Below are 18,837 nucleotides of genomic sequence, written 5' to 3'. Positions count from 1 at the left end.
TGGCGTTAGTCGTTCACGCTCGCGACGACGACCTTGCCTGATCCGCCGACCTCGTACGGCCCCGCAGAAAGGTACAGCGCGTCGCCTCGCGTCACGGTCTGCTGCCCGTCGACGCTGACCTGGCCGTCGAGACAGAGCAGGATGCTCGGCCCCTCTCCCCCGATCAGGACGCCGTCGCCGAGCGCCTCCCCCTCGACGACGGTGAGGGCGAAGTCGGGCACGTCGGGTCGGAACACGCTGAAGCCCGGTTGGGTAACGTGTGGCTCAAGTCGGGGCGCGGGGAGCGGTCGAGCGTCCAGCACGCTGAGCAGCTCGGCGACATCGACGTGCTTCGGCGTCAGTCCTCCGCGGATCACGTTGTCGCTCGCCGCCATCACCTCGATGCCGAGGCCCTCCTGGTAGGAGTGCAGATTGCCTGCCGGCAGGTACAACGCCTCACCGGGGCGGAGGACAACGGTGTTCATCAGGGTCGAGATGGCAATTCCGGGGTCGCCCGGGTAATGCGCGGCGAGGCGCCGCACGGTGGCCCACGTGCCGTGAGGATCGTCCGGGTGCGCGACTCCCGCTCTGTTCGTGAGCGCCGAGACGAGGCGATCGATCTCGGGGGCGCCGCTGAGCATCCACGCAACGGTGTCGGCGAGGGCCCCGTCGCCCCCCAGTCGGTCGAGCAGGTCGAGAACGCACGGGTCATCGATCGCCGCGAGTTCGCTGCGCGTGTCGACGACCGGCCGAAAGCCGCTCAGCGCGATGAACGGGTCGCTGAGCGCGTAGATCAGTTCGGGCTTGTGGCGGTCGTCCTTGTAGGAGCGCCGCGGGTCGTCCAGCGCGATCCCCTCCTGGTTCTCGCGCGTGAAACCCTCGACGGCCTGCGCGGGCGTGGGGTGGGCCTGGAGGCTCAGCGGCTCGGCCGCCGCGAGCACCTTCATGAGGAAGGGAAGTCGACCGCCGGGAAGGCTGGCGGTGACCTCAGCGAGGGTTCGCCCGACCGCGGGCCGATCAACGACGACGGCCGGTGAGGCCGGGTGATCACCGAGCCAGTACTCGGCTTCGGGGCCGCCCGAGGGTGCGGTGCCCAGGAGTTCGGCGATGGCCGTCGTCGACCCCCACGCGTAGTCGCGCGGCGTATTGGCAATGCGGACGATCACGCGTCGAGCCTAGTCACGGTGGACAGCCGACAACGACGGATGCTCGTGCTCGCACTCGAGGTGCCCCCTGGCCACAAAAGCCCGCCGCTTCACGGTCGCGGCCCGCCATAGTGGGGCCATGACTTTCGAGCCCCTCATCAGTGACTTCTACGGTTTCGAGGCGCAACTGCGCGACCACGAGAAGCACGCCCTGGCCGCCTTGCGTGCGGACATCGAGCACCACCTCAAGCCGCTCGTGAACGACGCATGGGAGAAGGCGGAGTTTCCGCGCGAGATCATCGATGTGCTGCACAAGCACCCGACGTTCGGCGAACTGTGGGACGAGACCCGCACCGGCGACTACTCGGCGCTGTACGGCGGCTGGACGGCCCTCGAGCTCGCGCGCATCGACGCCAGCATCGCCACCTACGTCGGCGTGCAGAACGGCCTCGCGATGGGGTCGATCGGGATCTGCGGTTCAGACGAGCAGCGCTCTGAGTGGCTGCCGCGCCTGCGCAGCGGCGAGATCATCGGAGCGTTCGGCTTGACCGAGCCCCTGTCGGGGAGCGACAGCGCCCAGGGTCTGCGCACGACGGCGACCCCCGACGGCGACGGCTGGGTGCTGAACGGCCAGAAGCGCTGGATCGGCAACGCGACCTTCAGCGACATCACGATCATCTGGGCGAAGAGCACGGAGGACGGGCAGGTCAAGGGCTTCATTGTGCCGACCGACACCCCCGGCTACGTCGCGACGAAGATCGAGCGCAAGCAGGCGCTCCGCATCGTGCAGAACGCCGACATCACCCTCACCGACGTTCGCGTGCCGAACAGCCTGAAGCTCGAAAAGGCCGAGTCGTTCAAGAACACCGCCAGTGTTCTGCGCCTCACCCGCGCCGAGGTGGCCTGGGCCGCCGTCGGCACCGCGATCGGCGCCTACGAGGCCGCCGTCGCGTACACGAAGGAGCGCCACCAGTTCGGAAAGCCGATCGCGCACCACCAGCTGGTGCAAGACCTGCTCGCCCGCTGCCTCGGCAAGATCACGGCGTCGATTGCCCTGTGCGTGCGCGTCTCGCAGATGCTCGATGCCGGCGAGCAGCGCGACGAACACGCGTCGATGGCGAAGGCGTTCGCGACGACGTCGATGCGAGAGGTTGTCGCGCTGTGCCGCGAGGTGCTCGGCGGCAACGGCATCGTGCTCGACTACGACGTCGCCCGCTTCTTCGCCGATGCCGAGGCCCTGTATAGCTACGAGGGCACCCGCGAAATGAACAGCCTCATCGTGGGCCGCGCCATCACGGGGGTCAGCGCCTTCGTCTGACGGACACACCCCACTCCGCCGATAGGCTTGAGCCCATGAATTGGGTGCGAGAAAGTCGTGTCGCACTCACCGCCCTGACCCTTTTCACCCTGCTTGCCGGCGACTTCTGGCGGTACCTGCTGAGCTGGTGGGGCTGGGGAATTGTCGTCGCGGTTTTGCTGGCCGGGTGGATTGCGCTCGCGATCAAGACGCGCGTTAATCCGCGACGGATTCCGATCGCGCTCGCCGCGTTCATCCTGGTTGCCGCATTGTCGACGATCTGGTCGGCATACCCGCTGACGACCCTGCTCGCCGTGTCGACAACCGTCGCCACCGTGTTCGTCGGCGTCATCATGGCCGCAACCGTCTCGCTTGAGCAGCTGCTGCGCGCGCTCGGTGTCGCCATTCGCTGGATCATCGGGCTCTCGCTGGTGTTCGAGTTCGTCGTCGCGGCAATCGTGCGCGGGCCCGTCCTGCCCCTGTGGGTCGACTACACGCCCCCGATTCCTCGCGCCTTCTACTGGTCGCGCGCCGAACTCTTCGAGGTGTTCGACGGCGGCCGCATCCAAGGCATGGTGGGCAACGCGAACCTGTTGGCGACCGCGGCCGCGCTCGGCCTGATTGTGTTCGCGATCCAACTGGTCGACCGCCGAGTGCCCGTGGTGACCGCGTGGTTCTGGGTGGGCGCCGCCGGTCTCACTCTGCTTCTGACCCAGTCGGCAACGATCACCATCGCGCTGGCGGGCTGCGCCTTCACTCTCGGCGTGATCATGCTCGCCCGACGCCTCGACCGGCGACGGCGACGGATGCTGTACACCGGCTCCGTCGGAATCGGCGTCGTCGGCACGGGCACCGCCATCGCCCTGCGCGAACCGCTTCTCGAACTCCTTGGCCGCAGTAGCGACCTCACCAATCGGCTCGACATTTGGGAGTCCGTCATCGGCTTGTGGGCCGAGCGCCCAGCGTTCGGGTGGGGCTGGGTGAGCTACTGGGCGCCGTGGGTTGAGCCATACAGCGACCTCGCCGTCATCAACGGCGTTACCTACCTGCAGGCGCACAGCGCGTGGCTCGACGTCGCAATGCAACTCGGCGTGGTCGGGCTCGCCCTCTTTACCGTCGTGGTCGTGACGGCGGTGTTGCGCTGCGCGTCGTGGTCAACCGATCCCGCAGAAGGCGAACTGGCCCACACGCCCGCCCTTCGGCTGCTGCCGGCCCTCATCATGACTCTGCTCGTTGTGCAGAGCTTCGCCGAGTCCCGAATGCTCGTCGAGGGAGGGCTCGTGCTCTTCACCTTCTTTGCCGTCGCCTCGATGCGGGCGGGGCTTCCGCCGATCGCTCCGTCGCCGCGGGTTTCGGTGGGCGCGCCCGGCCGGGCATCGCCATGAACCCACCCCGCGCAACCGTGATTCGGGCCGTCATCGGCTCGCCCCGATTCAGCCAGGCCCTCACCGAAGCGATGCTGATCAGTGCGGTGGCCGGGAGCGTGTTGCGCGCGCTTCTCGGCTGGCCTGGATACCTCGCAGTAGTGGTGGGCCTCGTGGCGCTCGGACTTGCCTCGCTGACCGCCCAGCCGGAACGCATCGAGTGGCGCGGCACCCTGCCGATTTCCCTCATTGGGCTGTTCAGCGTGATGGCGGTCAGCACGCTGTGGAGCGCGTATCCGGGTGCCACCGTGCAGGGCGTCGCTTACGCACTGTGTTTCGGCGTCATGGGGGTATACATCGCCCTCGTTCGCGATGCGATTCAATTGGTCCGCAGCGTCGGAAACGTTCTGCGGGGCGTGCTGACCGTGGGCATCGCGCTCGAGATCCTCTCCGGTGCTCTATTGGATGCTCCGATCACCTTCCTCGGAATCGCGGGCAACCTCGCCGCCGGTGGTCCGATACAGGGCATCGCGGGAACGCGGAACGCCCTCGCCTTCGTGGCGGCGCTGGCCATCATCACGTTCTGGATCGAATACCGCACTCGTTCGGTGTCGAGCGGTGTTGCGACGTATGGGCTCGCTCTTGCCTGCCTCAGCCTGCTGTTCGCTCGTTCCCCTGTGAGCTGGTTCGTGCTCGCGGCTGTGCTGATCGCCGGCCTCATCCTCGTAGTGGTACGCCGCCAGCCGGCCCGCGCCCGCAGACGCACCCTGGCAGCTCTGCTCATCACCGCGGTGGTTGGCATCGCGATCGGGTGGGCCTTCCGCGGTCGACTTGTGGGAATCGCCGACGCCGCCATCGACGTGCAGTCGCGCACCAGTGTGTGGGCACAGATTCAAGACCTCGTCGAGCCTCGCGTGCTCGAAGGCTTCGGCTGGGTAGGTCCATGGCGTCCCGAACTATTTCCATTCGCCGCGGTGCGTGACGCGTTCGGCGAGCGCCCGCCATCGGCGCTCAACGCCTATGTCGACACCGTGTTGCAGCTCGGAGTCATCGGCGCTGTCGTACTCGGCGGAGTTCTCGCGCTCGCCGTCGTGCGGGCGTGGCTTGTGGCATCGCAGCGCAAGAGCACAGTGTATGTGTGGCCGGCTCTCGTGCTGGTGCTTCTCATCACAACGAGCGTCACTGAGAGCTATCTTCTCTTCGAGCTGGGACTTCTGTTGCTCGTGTTGAGCGTTATGGCCGCCTCTCGTAACAGGTCCTGGCGACAGTTACTCGCCCCGCGCGACGGCTGAATCGAGGACATCGTTGATCGAGTGTCGGGCGCGCCAACCCAGGGCACGCCTGATCGCTGCCGTGTTTCCGACGACCCTCGGCGGGTCACCCTCTCTGCGTGGAAGAACGATCGCAGGCGGACTTCCGGGGAGCCGCGCGCGCAATCCGTCAACGATTTCACGGACGCTTGTTCCCACCCCGGTGCCGGCGTTGAAAACGCGATGCGGCTCGCGTTGCCGGGGAAGCGCATCCAGTATCGCGAGGTGCGCGTCTGCCACGTCGGCCACGTGGACGAAATCGCGGATGCAGGTGCCGTCTGGCGTGTCGTAGTCGTCGCCGAAGATCCGCGCGGGTTGCCCGTCGCGCAAGCGCCCGAGCACCATGGGAATGAGGTTGAGGCGTGCGGTATCCGCGAGGTCAGGCCACTGCGATCCCGCAACGTTGAAGTAGCGCAAACTCACCGCGCGAAGGCCATGAGCGCGTGCCGCAGCTGCCACGAGCCACTCACCGATCAGGTTCGTGCGGCCGTACGGGTTCGCCGGCGCGAGGGGCGCGTCTTCGTCGACGTCCGCGGTGGCCTCGCCATAGACGGTAGCTGAAGACGAGAAGACCAGGTCGCGCACATCACCATCTCGTGCGGCCTCGAGCACCGCCACGAGGCCGCGCGTGTTGGCGCGGTTATACGAGAGCGGGTGCTGCACCGAGGCACCGGCCTGCTTCCGCGCCGCGAGGTGAACGATCGCGATCACGCCGTGATCAGCAACGACACTGCGCAACACACGGGTCGCCCCTGGTTCCGCCAGGTCTCCGTCGAAACTGGGGATGCCCGCAATGCGATCCCGACGACCGGTCTCGAAATCATCGACGACGACGGGCGCATCTCCGCGTTCGCGAAGCTGCCGCACAATGTGCGCCCCGATGTACCCGGACCCACCGGAAAAGAACGCTCACCCCAGAAGCCTAGGCGCAGGGGCGGAGGCGTCCCACATCGCTGGACAGGACGCCCGTACCGCCGAGCAGCGTGACGCGGCCAACACTGAGAGAGCGCATGTGCGTGATTATGTCGCGCGGCACGCACGTCGTGGGGGCGATGTACATGGGGGCACCACGCACACCGGCCAACACACTGCCGGCGAGCGCGTCAGGAAAATTCAGGCCGTAGGTGACAAGCGCATCGTTCGCGCTGCCGCGGACCGCTTGCTGGTTGATCGCCAGTGATGTTGCGAAGCGGTCAGCACCAGCAAGACGCGTCACGGAGGCAACCGTGCGCAACGAGGTCACCACTCCCCCCGAGACGACCCCCGTGCCGCCGGCGACGTAGATCTGCGACACACGCATGCGGGTGAGCAGAGCGCGCGTCGCGGAATCGACGCTTGACGCAGTGCCCGGCACGAGCACGACCGGTGCCGCCCGGTTAGCCCCAGCGGCGCCGGCTGACAGCGCGTCGGCGAACCCAGCGCCTGTAGCAATGTAGGCCTCCGACGCGCGCGGGAAGGCAAACTCGGCGATCGCTCGTGAGGTTGCGTAACGGTCGGCGCCGCCCAGCCTGGTCACCGACCGGGACGACGCGAAGGACCTCAGTTCCGTGGCAACCGCTCCAGACACGACGCCTGTTCCGCCGACGACGATGATGCGCTGCGGGCGCAGCCGGTTGAGCTCAGCGCGAACGACCGAGGGGATGCTCGTGGGCCCCACCAGCAGGACCGGCCCGCCCAATTGCACGGCGGCTGGCCCGGCGCTCAACGCGTCGGGGAAGCTGAGTCCGTTTGCGACTACCACAACGGGAGCCCCGGACGGGAAGGCGGCGCGGGAGATCTCGACGGCCGTCGCGAAACGGTCAGGACCGGCGAGCCGTGCCGTGCTGAAATTCCACCAACTGCCGGTGCGGGCCGCGGAAACTGAGCGCTCTCCCCATCGAGCACGCACACTGTAAGAGGTGACGCCGTTCGGGAGATTCGGTATCGATACCTCCCACGATCCGTTTGACGCCACGGTCGCGGTGCGCGTCACCGAGCCGTTGAATGTCACCTGAATACGGTGCCGCGGGCCGCCGTGCTGCAGGGCGCCGCGCATGGTGGAACCGGTGAAGCTTCCCGTCGTCGATGGCGTGGTCACGAGCGGGGTCGCAATGCCGATCGACGGCTCCCACGCGCCCTGGTACAGCGTCTCGGCGCTCGCCCCGCTCGACGCGTAGAGCGGGGCGAACACTCCGAGACTGCCCGATGTGCATCCGCCCTGCGAATTGCTGGCCGACGTAACACCGATCGCTGTCGTGCCCGTCAGGGCGGCGCCGCCGCTGTCTCCACCGAGCACGCAAATGGAGGCGACAATGCCGTTCACGCGGTAGGCGGCCGGGTCGTCAGCGTTGCCGACGAGCAGGTTCTGGTTGACGGCCGTGATGGTGCCGCAGGTCCAGCCTGTTGTGCCACCCGACTTGCAGATCGGTGCACCCACGACCGCTCGAGTCGCATCGCGCACGATGACCGGCGCAGACGACAACGGGCTGCCCTGCCCGCCGCCCCAGGTAGCGACCTCCGGTCGTGATGTCCAGCCCGAGCGCGTAACACCCACAAGGCCGTGATCCCATCCGCCCGCCGGGCCGTTTCCCCCGGTCACGTGAGAGTTCGGTACCGGCTCACCGACGTTGACGAACGGCGTGCGGAAGTTGCCGGGAGAGACCGCGGTCATGATCGAGCGCGTCCCCGAGAGGTCGCCCTCGCAGTGGCCAGCGGTCAAGAACTGCGGCGCTCCGGTGGCTGTGGCAACGCCAGGAAAACCGACGGAGCAGCGGAAACCCTCTGGGCCTTCGCCCGGGAAGAAGTAGGGCAATCCACCGCGCAGGTCATTTGCGGGAAGAAAGATCTGGTCCGAGTAGTCGGGCACGTCCGGTTCGCCGACCTCAGCGACAAATCCCAGCTCTGTGACGGTCTTGGCGTCCCTGTCGTCCTCGATGTAGACGATGACTTCTCCGTCGCGCAGCTCTGCACCACGGACGTCAACCGAGTTCTCGAGATTGTCGAGTGCGTCAGCGACAACTCGGGCCTGTTCGGACAGCTCCAGGAACGACTGAAGGCTGATGTCGAGGTCGCGTTCGACTGCCGCTGCCAACTCAGGCGGCACATCAACAGCTATGGATTCGTCGGGCGAGACTGCCTGCGCTGGGAGGAAGGTGAGGTCGGATACGACCAGGATGACGCCGGTGATCGCAGCACACGCCGCGGTAGCGGCATGTCGAAACGTCCACCCACCTCGACGTGTCATGAACAAACCTTAGCGACAGGGCTGCAGTGACTGAGGCGGATTGCCGATGATGGTCGGCCCGCCCACGATGGTCACCTGCATCACCCCGGCCGACGCGAGGTGGCCGGCGGACGCACCCGGCAGGCAGGTGCCCGGACTCAGGTGGAGCGCTGCCCCGCGCGCTCCTGCAGCCGCGGCAGCGGACAGGGCGTCGGGGAAGTTGGTTCCGCTCGCGATATACGCACTCGTCGTGGTGGGGAACGCGTACGCGTTGATGGCCGCGGCTGTCGCGTAGCGATCCGCGCCACCCTGGCGCTGGACGGAGTTGACCGTGCTCACGGAGCGAATCGAGTCGACGAAGGAGCCGCCGGGCAGCACTCCGCTTCCGCCCACCAGGATGACCGTCCGCACCCCCAGGTCGCGCAACAGTTCACGCGTCGGCTGGGGCATCGAACTCGACCCCGGCGGCACGAGAACGATCGGGCCCCCGAGAGCGCCCGCTGCCGCCGACGCAGCCAATGCGTCGGGGAAGTTGGCACCGCTGGCGACGAACGCAATACTTGCCCCCTCGGGGAAACCGGCGCGGGCGATCGCGTTCGCGGTCTCGTAGCGGTCGGCTCCCGAGTCTCGTCGAACCGACAGTGCGAGGGCACGCAGCTGGTCGGCGATAGCCGTCGGGATCACGCCCGTGCCACCCACAATAACGATCCGCTCAGGCGCGAGTCGCCGAATCTCGTCTCGGACGTTGGACGGCAGTCCCGTCGATGGCGTGAGAAGAAGCGGCCCTCCGGCGCGGGCGGCAGCGGGCGCCGCGGCCAGACCGTCAGGGAACGACGAACCGACGGCGACGTACACGGTGGGCGCGCCCGTCGGGTACGAATCCTTCGAAATCTGGATGCTCGTGACGTAGCGATCCGCGCCGTACAGGCGGGTCGTCGTCGCGGCAGGCGACACCGTGCCCGTCGGTGAGCCGAACCATTCCGAGTAGAAGCGCCAGAAGTTGCGGTTGCCATACGAGGAGCAAGAGTCGCCGACACCGCGCAGGTTAGACATCGCTGCCTGGTTCGGAGTGTAGGGCGTGTAGTTGTAAAGTCCGGCGGTCGCTGCATTCCGAATGGTGACGGATCGCGAACCACAACTGCGATTGGGGTTGTACAAGACCTGCTGAGTGCCAATGCGGTGCCCGAAGGAGTTCGGGTGCAGTCGATACCGCTGGAACTGTGCGGCCGCGTTGATCACCTGATTGAAGAAGCCGTCAAAGGCTGGGTCGCACCATCCAGGACGGTCAGCAATATCCGGGCACCCGTAGCCCATCGCGCGGCTAACGCGGAACGCCGTAGGGTTCCGCATGGTCACGAGACTTTGTTCCTTCTGCAGCGTGACCAGAATGACTTTCGCGCTGATGTTGCACGACTGCTGCACCTTGAAGATGATGCGCGAGGCTCGCTCGTTCTCGGCGCCCTTGTAACCCTGAGTACACCGCTCGGTGACGGGCATATCTCTCGTCGTCTGGCGATAGACGTTCAGGCAGTTGGTATTGAGACAGGTCCCGATCCGCTGGTCGAGGAACTGCTGAATCTGCGCCTCGGTCATGGCGGCGCCGTCGTAGAAGAGCTCGTCGCTAATGATGTATCCGGGGTCGAAGTCAGAGGCGTTCAGTGCATCTGCAGCGTCAGGCTTTTCTGCCGCGACGATGAGTGTGCCGACCAGCAAAGCGCTGGCGGCTACGGCGACGATGCGGCCTAGCGAGCCCATAGTGATTCCCCCCAAATCGTCGCGCCCCCCGGCGCGCGACTGTGTCAGGGTAACCCGAATGTGCGTCGGATGGGGCTGAAGTGGCCGGAGTGGCGTTCGTTGTTCGAATGGCGTTATGAAGCCGAGGCAAGAAACGCGGCCGAAACAACCCTCGCTGACAAGGTTCCGTCGTGGACGCGTCGCGCGAACGCGGGGCCGGCTGCAGCGAGCTCGCGGGCGTCGTCGCGGTCGCTCACGAGGGAGCTGAGCCGCGCCTCGAGGTCATCGGGCTCGATGGACAAGAGAGGCGGACGCTCGCCCGCGAGCATCTCGACACGGGAGACGACATCGTCGTCGAGGCGAGCGATGACGACTCGGCCGGCCGCCATCGCTTCGACGGCAGCGACCGAGTAAATGCCGAGCCGCACTTGGTCGATCACAATGTCGGCTGAGCGAACGAGGGCGGGCATGTCGGAGGCGGGCACCCCGGAAACGGGACGGTAGTCGATGAGGCCGGCCGCGTGCATCCGCTCGAGGGTGGGCTCGATGAGGGGCGTTCCCTTGATGCGCGGGCTTGTGGGGGCGTGCAGCACCACGGGCCGCGGTCGCTCAAGCGGCGGCTCGGTGGCCGCCCACCGAGCAGGGTCGACCATGACCGGCATCCACTGCGCGTCGGCGTGGTCGCGCAGCAGGTCGGGCGTCGTTACGAAGACGGGACCGCCCGTCGCAGCGATGAGGCGCGCGTAGCGGTCGGCGCCCTCCTGCAGCGCGTCGCGAGCATCCCAGTCGTCGTCGTGAAACGGCGAGAAGCGACTGTATTCGCGATGGATGCGCGGGCTGCGCAGATCGCTTCCGTGCGCGAGATGCGCGACGCGTACGCCTCGCTCGCGCAGCGCCGCGATCTCGCGCGCCACGTCGAGGTCGAAGAGCGTGCCGAAGAGGGGTCTGCCCGACTCAAGGATGGCGTGGCTGTAGCGCTCGGCGATCGCCGAGAATTGGCGGCGTCGCCAGCGGCTCGACAAGCGCACGATGTCGCCGCTCACCGCAATGTCGGCGGGGAAGCCGAACGTGTCACCGGCGGGAAGCTGGTGAACATTGATGGCCGCGACGCCATCGAGCTGATCCAGCGCACGCGCCAGCAGGTACCCCTGGGCGGCGTAGTTGGTTGCTCCGACCACGACACGGGTCGGGGCGTCCAGTCGCGGGGGCGGGGCGGGTGCGTCAGCGAGCTCGTACCGATAGCGGCGTGGGCGCAGGCGCACGGCGAGCGGCTCGGGCAGCCGGTCGACCGCCGCTCGCAGCGCTCCGCGCAGCCGTCTCACCACGCTCATGAGACCGCCCGTCGACGGCGCGCCCGGCGGTCGCGGCGCACGGTGAGCCATGACGCGAGCATCATGCGTGCCGGGGCTTCCGTGTCGAATACAAGCCTGAGACGCCGGGGGGCAAGGGTCGCCGGGGTGCCGTAATGGCCTCGGCGGGTCGCGAGCTGCAGAACCCGGTCGACGCTCGCACCGCTCGCCGGATCAAGTGCGTCGAAGAGGTCGCGATCGGCGCGCGACAGTCGGTCGAGCGCACCGGGCGCCGACGCCTCCAGCGCGACGATGACGTCGTGCAGGGCCTGCCGCTCGGTGTCGGGCCAATCGTCGGCGTGTGGGCGCACCGCAAACTGTCCCAGCACGTTGACTCGCAGGGTCTTCACGACGATCGATCGGCGGACGGCGAGCGGCTGGCTACGGAACCACCTGCTGTCGATGACGTCGTCGATGAAGGCGAGCGCAGCATCCACAGTGCGGGGGGCAAGCGTCACCCGGTCGCCCGCGTCATCGTGCACCAGGTAGGCCGCGCCGCGATGCCGGGTCACGTGCAGCTCAGAGAAGAAGAGGCGAGCGCTGACCAGCACGTCTTCGCCGGTCGCGATCCCGCTGCCGAAGCGCACTGTTCCGATGGCATCGCGTCGCAGCAGACCGAGTGGAGCGCTGCGGTAGGCGAGCCGATCGGCGACACCGTCGAGCCGGTCGTCGCGCCCCAACCGGCTCGGGGGCGTCGCGACGATGCGGTCACGCGCACCCCGACGCACGATCGTGGGCAGCACAACGTCGGCATCCGTTTCGGCAGCGCGGGCGAGCCAGTCGTCGATAACCCCCGGTTCGAGTTCGTCGTCGCTGCCCATGATCGCGACCCACGGCGCGGTCGCCGCGTCGAGGCCCGCATTGAACGGGCCAGACGGGCTGGGGACACCGTCACGGTGTTCCACCAGGCGAACGCGCGGATGCTCGGACAACTCCGCCAGCACGGTCGCGATCTCGTCGGGGCTGATGTCGTGACATACGACCGTCACGCGCGTGCGTTCGGACGCGGCGAGCGCCGATCGCACCGCGCGGTCGATCGGCCGCGTCGTCGTGTGCACCGCGACGACGAGGTCGACCTGGTGGTCGTCGTGCGCCGCACTCACGGCGCACCCCGCTGCGGCAACGCGGCGACGGCTGCGGCCCACTTCTCGACCTCGAGTGCCGCCGAGAGGGGGGCCGCCGCGCGGTGGGCGGCAGCCTTGAACTCGCTGACCCGCTCAGAGGAGAGGCCGTCGAGCGCGCGCTTCAGCGAGTCGGCGGTGAAGTCGCCGCAGACGATGCCGAGGCCGCGCTCATCGACGATGGCCGACATCTCTGGCGAGGGCCCGACGATGATGCCGAGCCGCGCCTGCACGTAGTCGAACAGCTTGTTGGGTAGCGCCCAGCGGTAGTTGAGTGTGGTTGGAGGCAAGACGAACACGCCAACGTCGTACTGCGCGATGGTGTCGATGAGCGCGGCATACGGCACGGGGTTGTTGAGTCGGCAGCGGGCGGTGCCGGCGCAGCGCTCACGCAACGTCTCGAGGTACGCCGGGTCGTTGGCGGTGAGGAAGAGGTCGAGTGTGACGTCGGTCGTGGTCGATTCCACCGCGTCGATCATGAGCTCGAGCGCGCGGTTGGGCAGGGCCGCACCGCTGTGCACGAGGCGGATGGGGTCAGCAACCGGTGTCGGGGAGCCGTCGCGGTAGGGAGTTGCATTCGTTACAACGGTCGGCGACAGGCCGAATTCAGTTCGGTAGGCACGCGCGAGCCCACTCGACACGGTGCTGGTGGAGGCGGCGCGCGCAACAGCGCTGCGGAGGATCCACCGCACGAAGGGCGCCACGAACAGCCGCCACCGCGGCAGCTCCTCGCGCTGCCGAGGCGCGTACTCGTGCAGGTCGACGTGCACGCGGCGCGGGTCGACGAACCGCATGACCAACGGCACCGTGTCAACGTCGTTGGCGATCGCCAGATCGATGGATACGCCGGACGTCTCGAGCAGGGATGTCGCGGCGGCGACGGCGGGGTTGGTCCAATAGGCGCGGCGGTACTGGCGCAGAATCAGTGCGAGACGGGGCCAGCGCCACGCTGGCGCGTCGTCGGGCACGCGCAGATGAACACTGACTCCCTCGGGAGCCTCGCCGTAGCCGAGCGTCACGACCTCGTAGTCGCCGCGGAACCGCTCGATCTGCTTGAGCACGCGGGCGTCGCCGACGAGCGGCGACAGGGACGCGATCAGGAGGCGGGGACGTGTCATGCGGACACTCCGATGCGGGCGGTGAGCGCGCGCGTCCACGGTTCTTCGGCGGCCTCGGCCGAGAGCTCGTGGGCAGCGCGGTCAGCGGCGGCCTTCCACGACGCGACCGTCTCGGGGGTGAGGGCGTCGAGGGCATCGACGAGGGCGTCGACCGTCGGGGCGGCGGTAACGACACCGAGCGCGTAACGCTCGACATAGTGCTGCATCTGGCTCGACGGGCCGATGATGACGCCGAGGCGCGCCTGGACGAAGTCGAAGAGCTTGTTGGGGAGCGCCCACTCGAAGTTCTGCGTGGTCGGTGGCAGCACGAACACCCCGACGTCGCCCCTCGCGAGAGTGTCGCCGAGTTCGGCGTACGGGACGGCGGGGTGCACGGTCACGCCGGCAACGGCCCGTGCCCGCTCGCGCAGCTCGTCGAGGTAGGCGGGATCGTTTGGCATCAGATAGAGGTCGAGCGTGACCTCGGTCGACGTGCGGGCGACGGCGTCGATCATCAGGTCGAGGTGGCGGCCTCGCTGGGCGACCCCGCTGTGCACGAGCCGGATGGGCGACAAAACGGGTGTCGGCTGACGCTCGGCGTAGGGGGTGGCGTTGATCACCACGTCGATGTCGTCGCGTCCACTGAAGGTGGCGTAGGCCTCGCGGATGATCGGCGCGACCGTCGTCACCGACCCCACGCGAGCAAGCTCGCGGCGGGCGATGCTGCGATACAGGGGCGCCAGGTACCGGCGCCAGCCGGAGTCGTGCGTCAGCAAGCCCGGCGTGTACTCGTGCAGGTCGGCATGCACCCGTTCGGCGGGGAAGAGCGCGAGCGCGAGCGGTACCGCGTCGAGGTCGTTGACGATGACGGCGTCGGCGCGTTGGGCCGCCAGTGCGGCGCGCGCCCACCGCATAGCGGGCGCGTTGCGGAGCGCGCGTCGCCGCTGCCGCAGCACGAGCAGCCGCGGGTTGAGCGGGTATAGCCCAGCGCCGTCGGGGATCCGGTGGTGCGCGACGACGTCGTCAGGCGCTGGCCCGTAGCCACAGGTCACGACGTCGCCGAGGCGCGCCGCGAGACGCACCTGCTTCAGCACACGCGCATCCGTCACGATCGGCGAGAACGCGATGATGACGATGAGCGGGCGGGTCACGCGTCCATCCTGCTCGATGGGGGCTCGAGGCCGAGCGCGTCGGCGAGCGTGGCGGCGGCTCGGCGCCCGTCATGTACCGCCCGCACAAAGGCGGGACCGGCCGCGGCGCGCTCACGCGCGACCGCCGGATCGGCACACATCGAACGGATGCTGCGCTCCAGCTCTGCGGCGCTTGTCACGCTGATTGGCAACTCGAATCCGGTCTCGTTGCGCACGACGTCACGGACCTGCTGGCTCGGGTCGCCCACCACGACGCGGCCCGCCGCCATTGCCTCACAGGCGAGGACACCGTAGAGACCGAGGCCGACTTGATCGACGACCACATCGACCTCGGCGACGATCGCGGGCAGCGCACCGTGGCTCATGCCGGACACGCGCCGGTAGTCGATCACGCCGTCGTCGGCGAGTTGGCCGAGCACGCGATCGATCACGGCCGACCCCTTCAGTGCGGCGCGGCTGGGCGCGTGCATGACGACGGGGCGCCGGTCGCGAGAGAACGGGGCACCGTCACCGCGCCACGCCTCGACGTCGACGACGAGGGGAAGCCAGCGCGCGTCGGGGATGTCAAGCAACAGGTCAGGAGTCGAGACGAGCGACGGTGCCGGCACCGCACCGCGCAACCGTGCCGAGGCGTCGACGCGGGCACGCAAAGCGCGGTGCAACGATGGGCCGACGGCGCCGGTGGCGAATGGCGACTCAGCGCTTCGGGCTGCGTGTGCGTCGGGGTCGCGAACATCGCTGCCGTGCCACACGTAGGCGAGGTGGGCGCCCGCGCGGCGGACGCGCCGGGCGTCGTCGACAACGTCTCCGCGGATCCCGCCGGCGAAGATCGGTCGCCCGCCCTCGATCAGGACGTGAGTAGCCTCGTCGAGCACCTGTCGGCGGTGACGTTTCTGCCACCGAGCGGACCACGCAAAGACCGGAGCGGGGATCGCGAGATCGACCTCGTGTCCGAAAGCAGCTCCCCGGTCGACCGCGAAAGACCGGGCGCTGACCCCGGGCGCGTGGCGACGCAGGCTCTCAGCCCACGCGGCGCCCTGCCCCGCGGCGTTCTCGGCGCCGATGGCGATGCGGGTGACCGCCGTCGAGTCGAGTTCGAGCCGTGGAGGGAGGGCGCCGGGGTCGAACCGACGCCCCTCTGGCAGGAGTGCGGCCAGCACTGGGTCGGGGATGATCGCACTCGCGCGCCCCACCAGCGTCATCGACCGCCTCCCGGCTCGAGGCGGTAGCGCATGAAACGGCGCAGCACCGCGTCGGTGCGCAGGCTGTCGACGAGGCGGGTCGGCAACACGCGGGTGCGCCACGACCCCTCGTCGCGCTCGCGGTCGCGGTCGACCACGTCGATCCACGGAAGATCGTGGGCGAGCGCCTCGATCACGCCGCTCTCTGCCCGCGACAGTGCCGCCGCATACCCCGGCGCGACGTGCGACAGTTCGCGAGCGAGTCGAGCGAGAACGGTTCGCTCCCCCGTCGTCGGCTCGGCCCCGTGCCGTCGGGCGACCGCCCCGATCACGTGCACGCGGGCGATCTTCACGGCGAGCGACCGGCGCACTGCTCGCGGGTAGGCACGCACCGCGGGGTCGCCGAGGACGAGTTCCACTGCCCGCAATTCGTCCCCGAGCGACCGCAGTGCGGCGGTCACCCGGTCGGGCGCGTCGGCGCCGATCACATAGGCCGGCGCGGCAGCGTCGTAGTCGATTCGCGCGCCGCCGGCCCAGAGGCGCGTGCTGATCGCGAGGTCTTCGCCGCTGGAAAGCCCTTCGGTGAATGGCGCGCCGTCGGCGAGCATGAGTTCCCGGCTGACGACGGCGAGTGGGGCCGTGCGCGTGAAGAGGCGATCGCGCGCCGGGTGCAATCGGCGGGTGTGTCGCCACCGCGGCAACGGGGTCGACACGCGCCCACCATCGTCCCGTCGGATCGGCAGGATCACCACCTCGGCGCCCTCCGTCGTCCGCGACAGGGCGGCCTGGAGGGCGCCCGCTTCGTAGTGGTCGTCGGAGCCGATGACGGTCACGTAGCGCGCGGTTGCCGCGAGCATCCCGGCGTTCATGGGCCCCGCGGGGCTCGCGATGCCGTCGTGGTGCTCGATGACACGCAGTCGCTCGTCGGAGATGCTGGCGAGACGTGGCCTCAGCGATTCCGTCGCGATGCCGTGGGCGACCACGGTCACCCGCACGGGGAGCCCGGTGTCGGCGAGCGCTGAACCTACCGCCCGCTCCACGGGTCGCTGGGCGGTGTGCACGGCGACGACGATGTCGAGAAGCGGTTCGTCGGTCATTCGGTGGCAAACCCGGCGAGTTGCGCTTGCACCGCGAAGTCGGGCACGGCCGCGATCAGCTCGGCGAACGTGCCCCTCGCCTCGACGCGGCCGTCCGCCATGAACACGACCTGGTCGCTGTCGCGAATCGTGCTGAGCCGGTGGGCGACCGCGACGACGGTGACGTCGCCGCGGAGCGCACGAATGGCCTGCGCGACGTCGGATTCGGTTTTCGTGTCGAGCGCGCTGGTGGCCTCGTCCATGACGAGAACGAGTGGGTCGTCGTAGAGGGCACGGGCGATACCGAGCCGCTGACGTTGCCCACCCGAGAGAGCCATTCCGCGGTCTCCGACGCGAGCGTGCATGCCGCCCGGCCGGGCCTCAACGGTGCTCCACAGCTGCGCGCGTCGAAGCGCGGTCTCGATGCGCGCTTCGTCGAGCTCGCCCGACCAGGTGAGCGCGACGTTCTGCGCGATGGTGCCGTCGAACAGGGCCACGTCCTGCGGCACATAGCCGACGCGTGACCGCCAGGCGGCCATGACGTCTCGCAGATCCTGCTCGCCCACACGCGCCTCACCGCTGGACGGCACGAGCAGGCCGAGGATCAGGTCGACGAGGGTCGACTTGCCCGCGCCCGACGCCCCCACGATTCCCACCGTTGACCCCATCGGGATGCTGAGGCTGACGTCGCGCAGAGCCGGTGCGTCAGACCCGGGGTAGGTGAAGCTGACGTCGGTGAGTCGCAATTCGGAGGGCTCGGCGACCAGGGGCTCACGGCCGATCGTCTCAGCGTTCGCGACGTAGTCACGGGCCTCCGTGATGTCACGCACGACGGCGTCGACCTGGGGCACATTGGCGTGCGTTGTGGAGACAATCGACTGGAATCCGGTCAGCGAGGGGATCATGCGGAAGCCGGCGACGCCGAACAGCGCGACCGCCGCAAAGGCATCAGCCGCGCCGCCGGTGGCGTAGGCCACACCCCCCACGAGCAGAAATCCGCCGACGAGCGCGGCATCGAGCACGAAGCGGGGCACCATGCCCAGGAAGCTGATGTTGGCCCGGGCGCGGGTGGTGTGAATGCGATTGTCATGGACGACCTTCGCGACCTCGGGGGCCTTGCCGGCGAGGGTGATCTCCTTCAACGCCGAAACCATGTCGGTCATCAGGGTCGCGACCTTGAACGAGTAGTCGCGGTTGACCCGGCCGGCCTGCACGGCACGACGTGACACGACGTAGTAGAGCAGCGCGGCGATGAGGCCGAGATAGCCGATCGTGATCGCCGCGGTGACGGGCTGGGCGATGACGAGCACGATCAGCACCGCGACGAAGGTGGTGATGAGACTCGGCAGCGTCGAGATCGGGATGAGAAACCCCGCGGTGACGTTGGCGATGCCGACGTCGGCGAGCCGTACGAGTTGAGCGGTGTTGCGCTTCAGCCGTTCGGTCCACGGGGCTCGAATGTACGCGTCGAAGAGGCGGTCGCCGATCTCGAGCTCGAAGGCGGCGAACCGCCTCGTGGCTCGCCACTGCAGCACGATCGACAGGAACGACTTCAGAATGATGAGCCCCGACACGACAAGCAGGATCCACACATACCCGCTCGGCGGCACCTCGCCGACCAGCGGCAGGGTCACCGGCTCGCCGGCGACCATCGAGGTGAGCGACAGTGCGAGCAGTGCGAGTGCACCGATATCGAGGACGGCGAGTCCGGAGGTGATGACCGTGTAGGTGATGAGGAACGCACGCGCCCGGTCGGGCAGGAGCGGCATGATGCGCCGCAGCGTCGTGTACATCAGCTTCACGGCAGGGCAGCTTTCTCGTCGTCGGCGCG

Annotated in this window: 13 protein-coding genes and 1 pseudogene; 3 read left to right on the top strand and 11 right to left on the bottom strand. The window is 68.4% G+C overall.

What is annotated here, in order from left to right; genetic code table 11:
* Positions 1-5 precede the first annotated feature (5 nt).
* Positions 6-1,145 carry a mannose-6-phosphate isomerase, class I gene (gene manA / locus EV140_RS11420; protein WP_130284047.1) on the bottom strand — a complete coding sequence of 380 codons (1,140 nt, stop codon included), beginning with the start codon at positions 1,143-1,145 and terminating at the stop codon, positions 6-8.
* Between the two features lie 118 nt (positions 1,146-1,263).
* Here manA and EV140_RS11415 point away from each other — a divergent pair, with 118 nt between their 5' ends.
* The 3 genes from EV140_RS11415 to EV140_RS11405 are packed head-to-tail and all read left to right on the top strand — an operon-like array spanning position 1,264 to position 5,077.
* Positions 1,264-2,442, top strand: a complete 1,179-nt coding sequence (locus EV140_RS11415; protein ID WP_130284045.1) for an acyl-CoA dehydrogenase family protein — start codon at positions 1,264-1,266, stop codon at positions 2,440-2,442.
* A 35-nt stretch (positions 2,443-2,477) separates the two neighbouring features.
* Positions 2,478-3,806 (top strand): O-antigen ligase family protein, encoded by a 1,329-nt coding sequence (locus EV140_RS11410; RefSeq protein WP_130284043.1) that lies wholly within the window; start codon positions 2,478-2,480, stop codon positions 3,804-3,806.
* Complete coding sequence (locus EV140_RS11405) at positions 3,803-5,077, top strand: O-antigen ligase family protein (RefSeq protein ID WP_130284041.1); 1,275 nt, start codon at positions 3,803-3,805, stop codon at positions 5,075-5,077. The genes EV140_RS11410 and EV140_RS11405 overlap by 4 nt, the downstream gene beginning before the upstream one ends.
* Here the strand turns inward: EV140_RS11405 and EV140_RS11400 are convergent.
* The 10 genes and pseudogenes from EV140_RS11400 to EV140_RS11355 all read right to left on the bottom strand — a co-directional run.
* Positions 5,054-5,983, bottom strand: a pseudogene (locus EV140_RS11400) (NAD-dependent epimerase/dehydratase family protein); the annotation flags it as partial. The gene EV140_RS11405 and the pseudogene EV140_RS11400 overlap by 24 nt on opposite strands.
* Positions 5,984-6,017: 34 nt before the next feature.
* On the bottom strand, positions 6,018-8,318 hold the full coding sequence (locus EV140_RS11395; protein WP_130284037.1) for a cell wall-binding repeat-containing protein: 2,301 nt from the start codon (positions 8,316-8,318) through the stop codon (positions 6,018-6,020).
* Positions 8,319-8,327: 9 nt separating this feature from the next.
* A complete protein-coding gene (locus EV140_RS11390; RefSeq protein ID WP_130284035.1) occupies positions 8,328-10,052 on the bottom strand; it encodes a cell wall-binding repeat-containing protein in 1,725 nt (574 codons plus the stop codon).
* A 113-nt stretch (positions 10,053-10,165) separates the two neighbouring features.
* Positions 10,166-11,362, bottom strand: coding sequence for a glycosyltransferase (locus tag EV140_RS11385; RefSeq protein WP_130284033.1), 1,197 nt, complete (start codon positions 11,360-11,362; stop codon positions 10,166-10,168).
* Positions 11,359-12,483 (bottom strand): glycosyltransferase family 2 protein, encoded by a 1,125-nt coding sequence (locus EV140_RS11380; protein ID WP_157985651.1) that lies wholly within the window; start codon positions 12,481-12,483, stop codon positions 11,359-11,361. Before EV140_RS11380 ends, EV140_RS11385 begins: the two co-directional genes overlap by 4 nt.
* The gene (locus tag EV140_RS11375) at positions 12,480-13,619 is read right to left on the bottom strand and encodes a glycosyltransferase family protein (RefSeq protein WP_130284029.1); all 1,140 of its coding nucleotides are present in this window, start codon (positions 13,617-13,619) and stop codon (positions 12,480-12,482) included. Before EV140_RS11375 ends, EV140_RS11380 begins: the two co-directional genes overlap by 4 nt.
* Complete coding sequence (locus tag EV140_RS11370; RefSeq protein WP_130284027.1) at positions 13,616-14,749, bottom strand: glycosyltransferase family protein; 1,134 nt, start codon at positions 14,747-14,749, stop codon at positions 13,616-13,618. The genes EV140_RS11375 and EV140_RS11370 overlap by 4 nt, the downstream gene beginning before the upstream one ends.
* On the bottom strand, positions 14,746-15,951 hold the full coding sequence (locus EV140_RS11365; RefSeq protein ID WP_130284025.1) for a glycosyltransferase family protein: 1,206 nt from the start codon (positions 15,949-15,951) through the stop codon (positions 14,746-14,748). The genes EV140_RS11370 and EV140_RS11365 overlap by 4 nt, the downstream gene beginning before the upstream one ends.
* Positions 15,948-17,027 (bottom strand): glycosyltransferase family A protein, encoded by a 1,080-nt coding sequence (locus EV140_RS11360; protein WP_130284023.1) that lies wholly within the window; start codon positions 17,025-17,027, stop codon positions 15,948-15,950. Before EV140_RS11360 ends, EV140_RS11365 begins: the two co-directional genes overlap by 4 nt.
* Positions 17,024-18,799, bottom strand: coding sequence for an ABC transporter ATP-binding protein (locus EV140_RS11355; protein WP_241971439.1), 1,776 nt, complete (start codon positions 18,797-18,799; stop codon positions 17,024-17,026). The genes EV140_RS11360 and EV140_RS11355 overlap by 4 nt, the downstream gene beginning before the upstream one ends.
* Positions 18,800-18,837 lie beyond the last annotated feature (38 nt).

Origin of the sequence: Microcella alkaliphila, assembly GCF_004216855.1 — a bacterium.
Lineage (GTDB): Bacteria > Actinomycetota > Actinomycetes > Actinomycetales > Microbacteriaceae > Microcella > Microcella alkaliphila.
The sequence above is the reverse complement of the archived record's forward strand: the minus strand, read 5'-3'. Positions and strand labels throughout refer to the sequence as shown.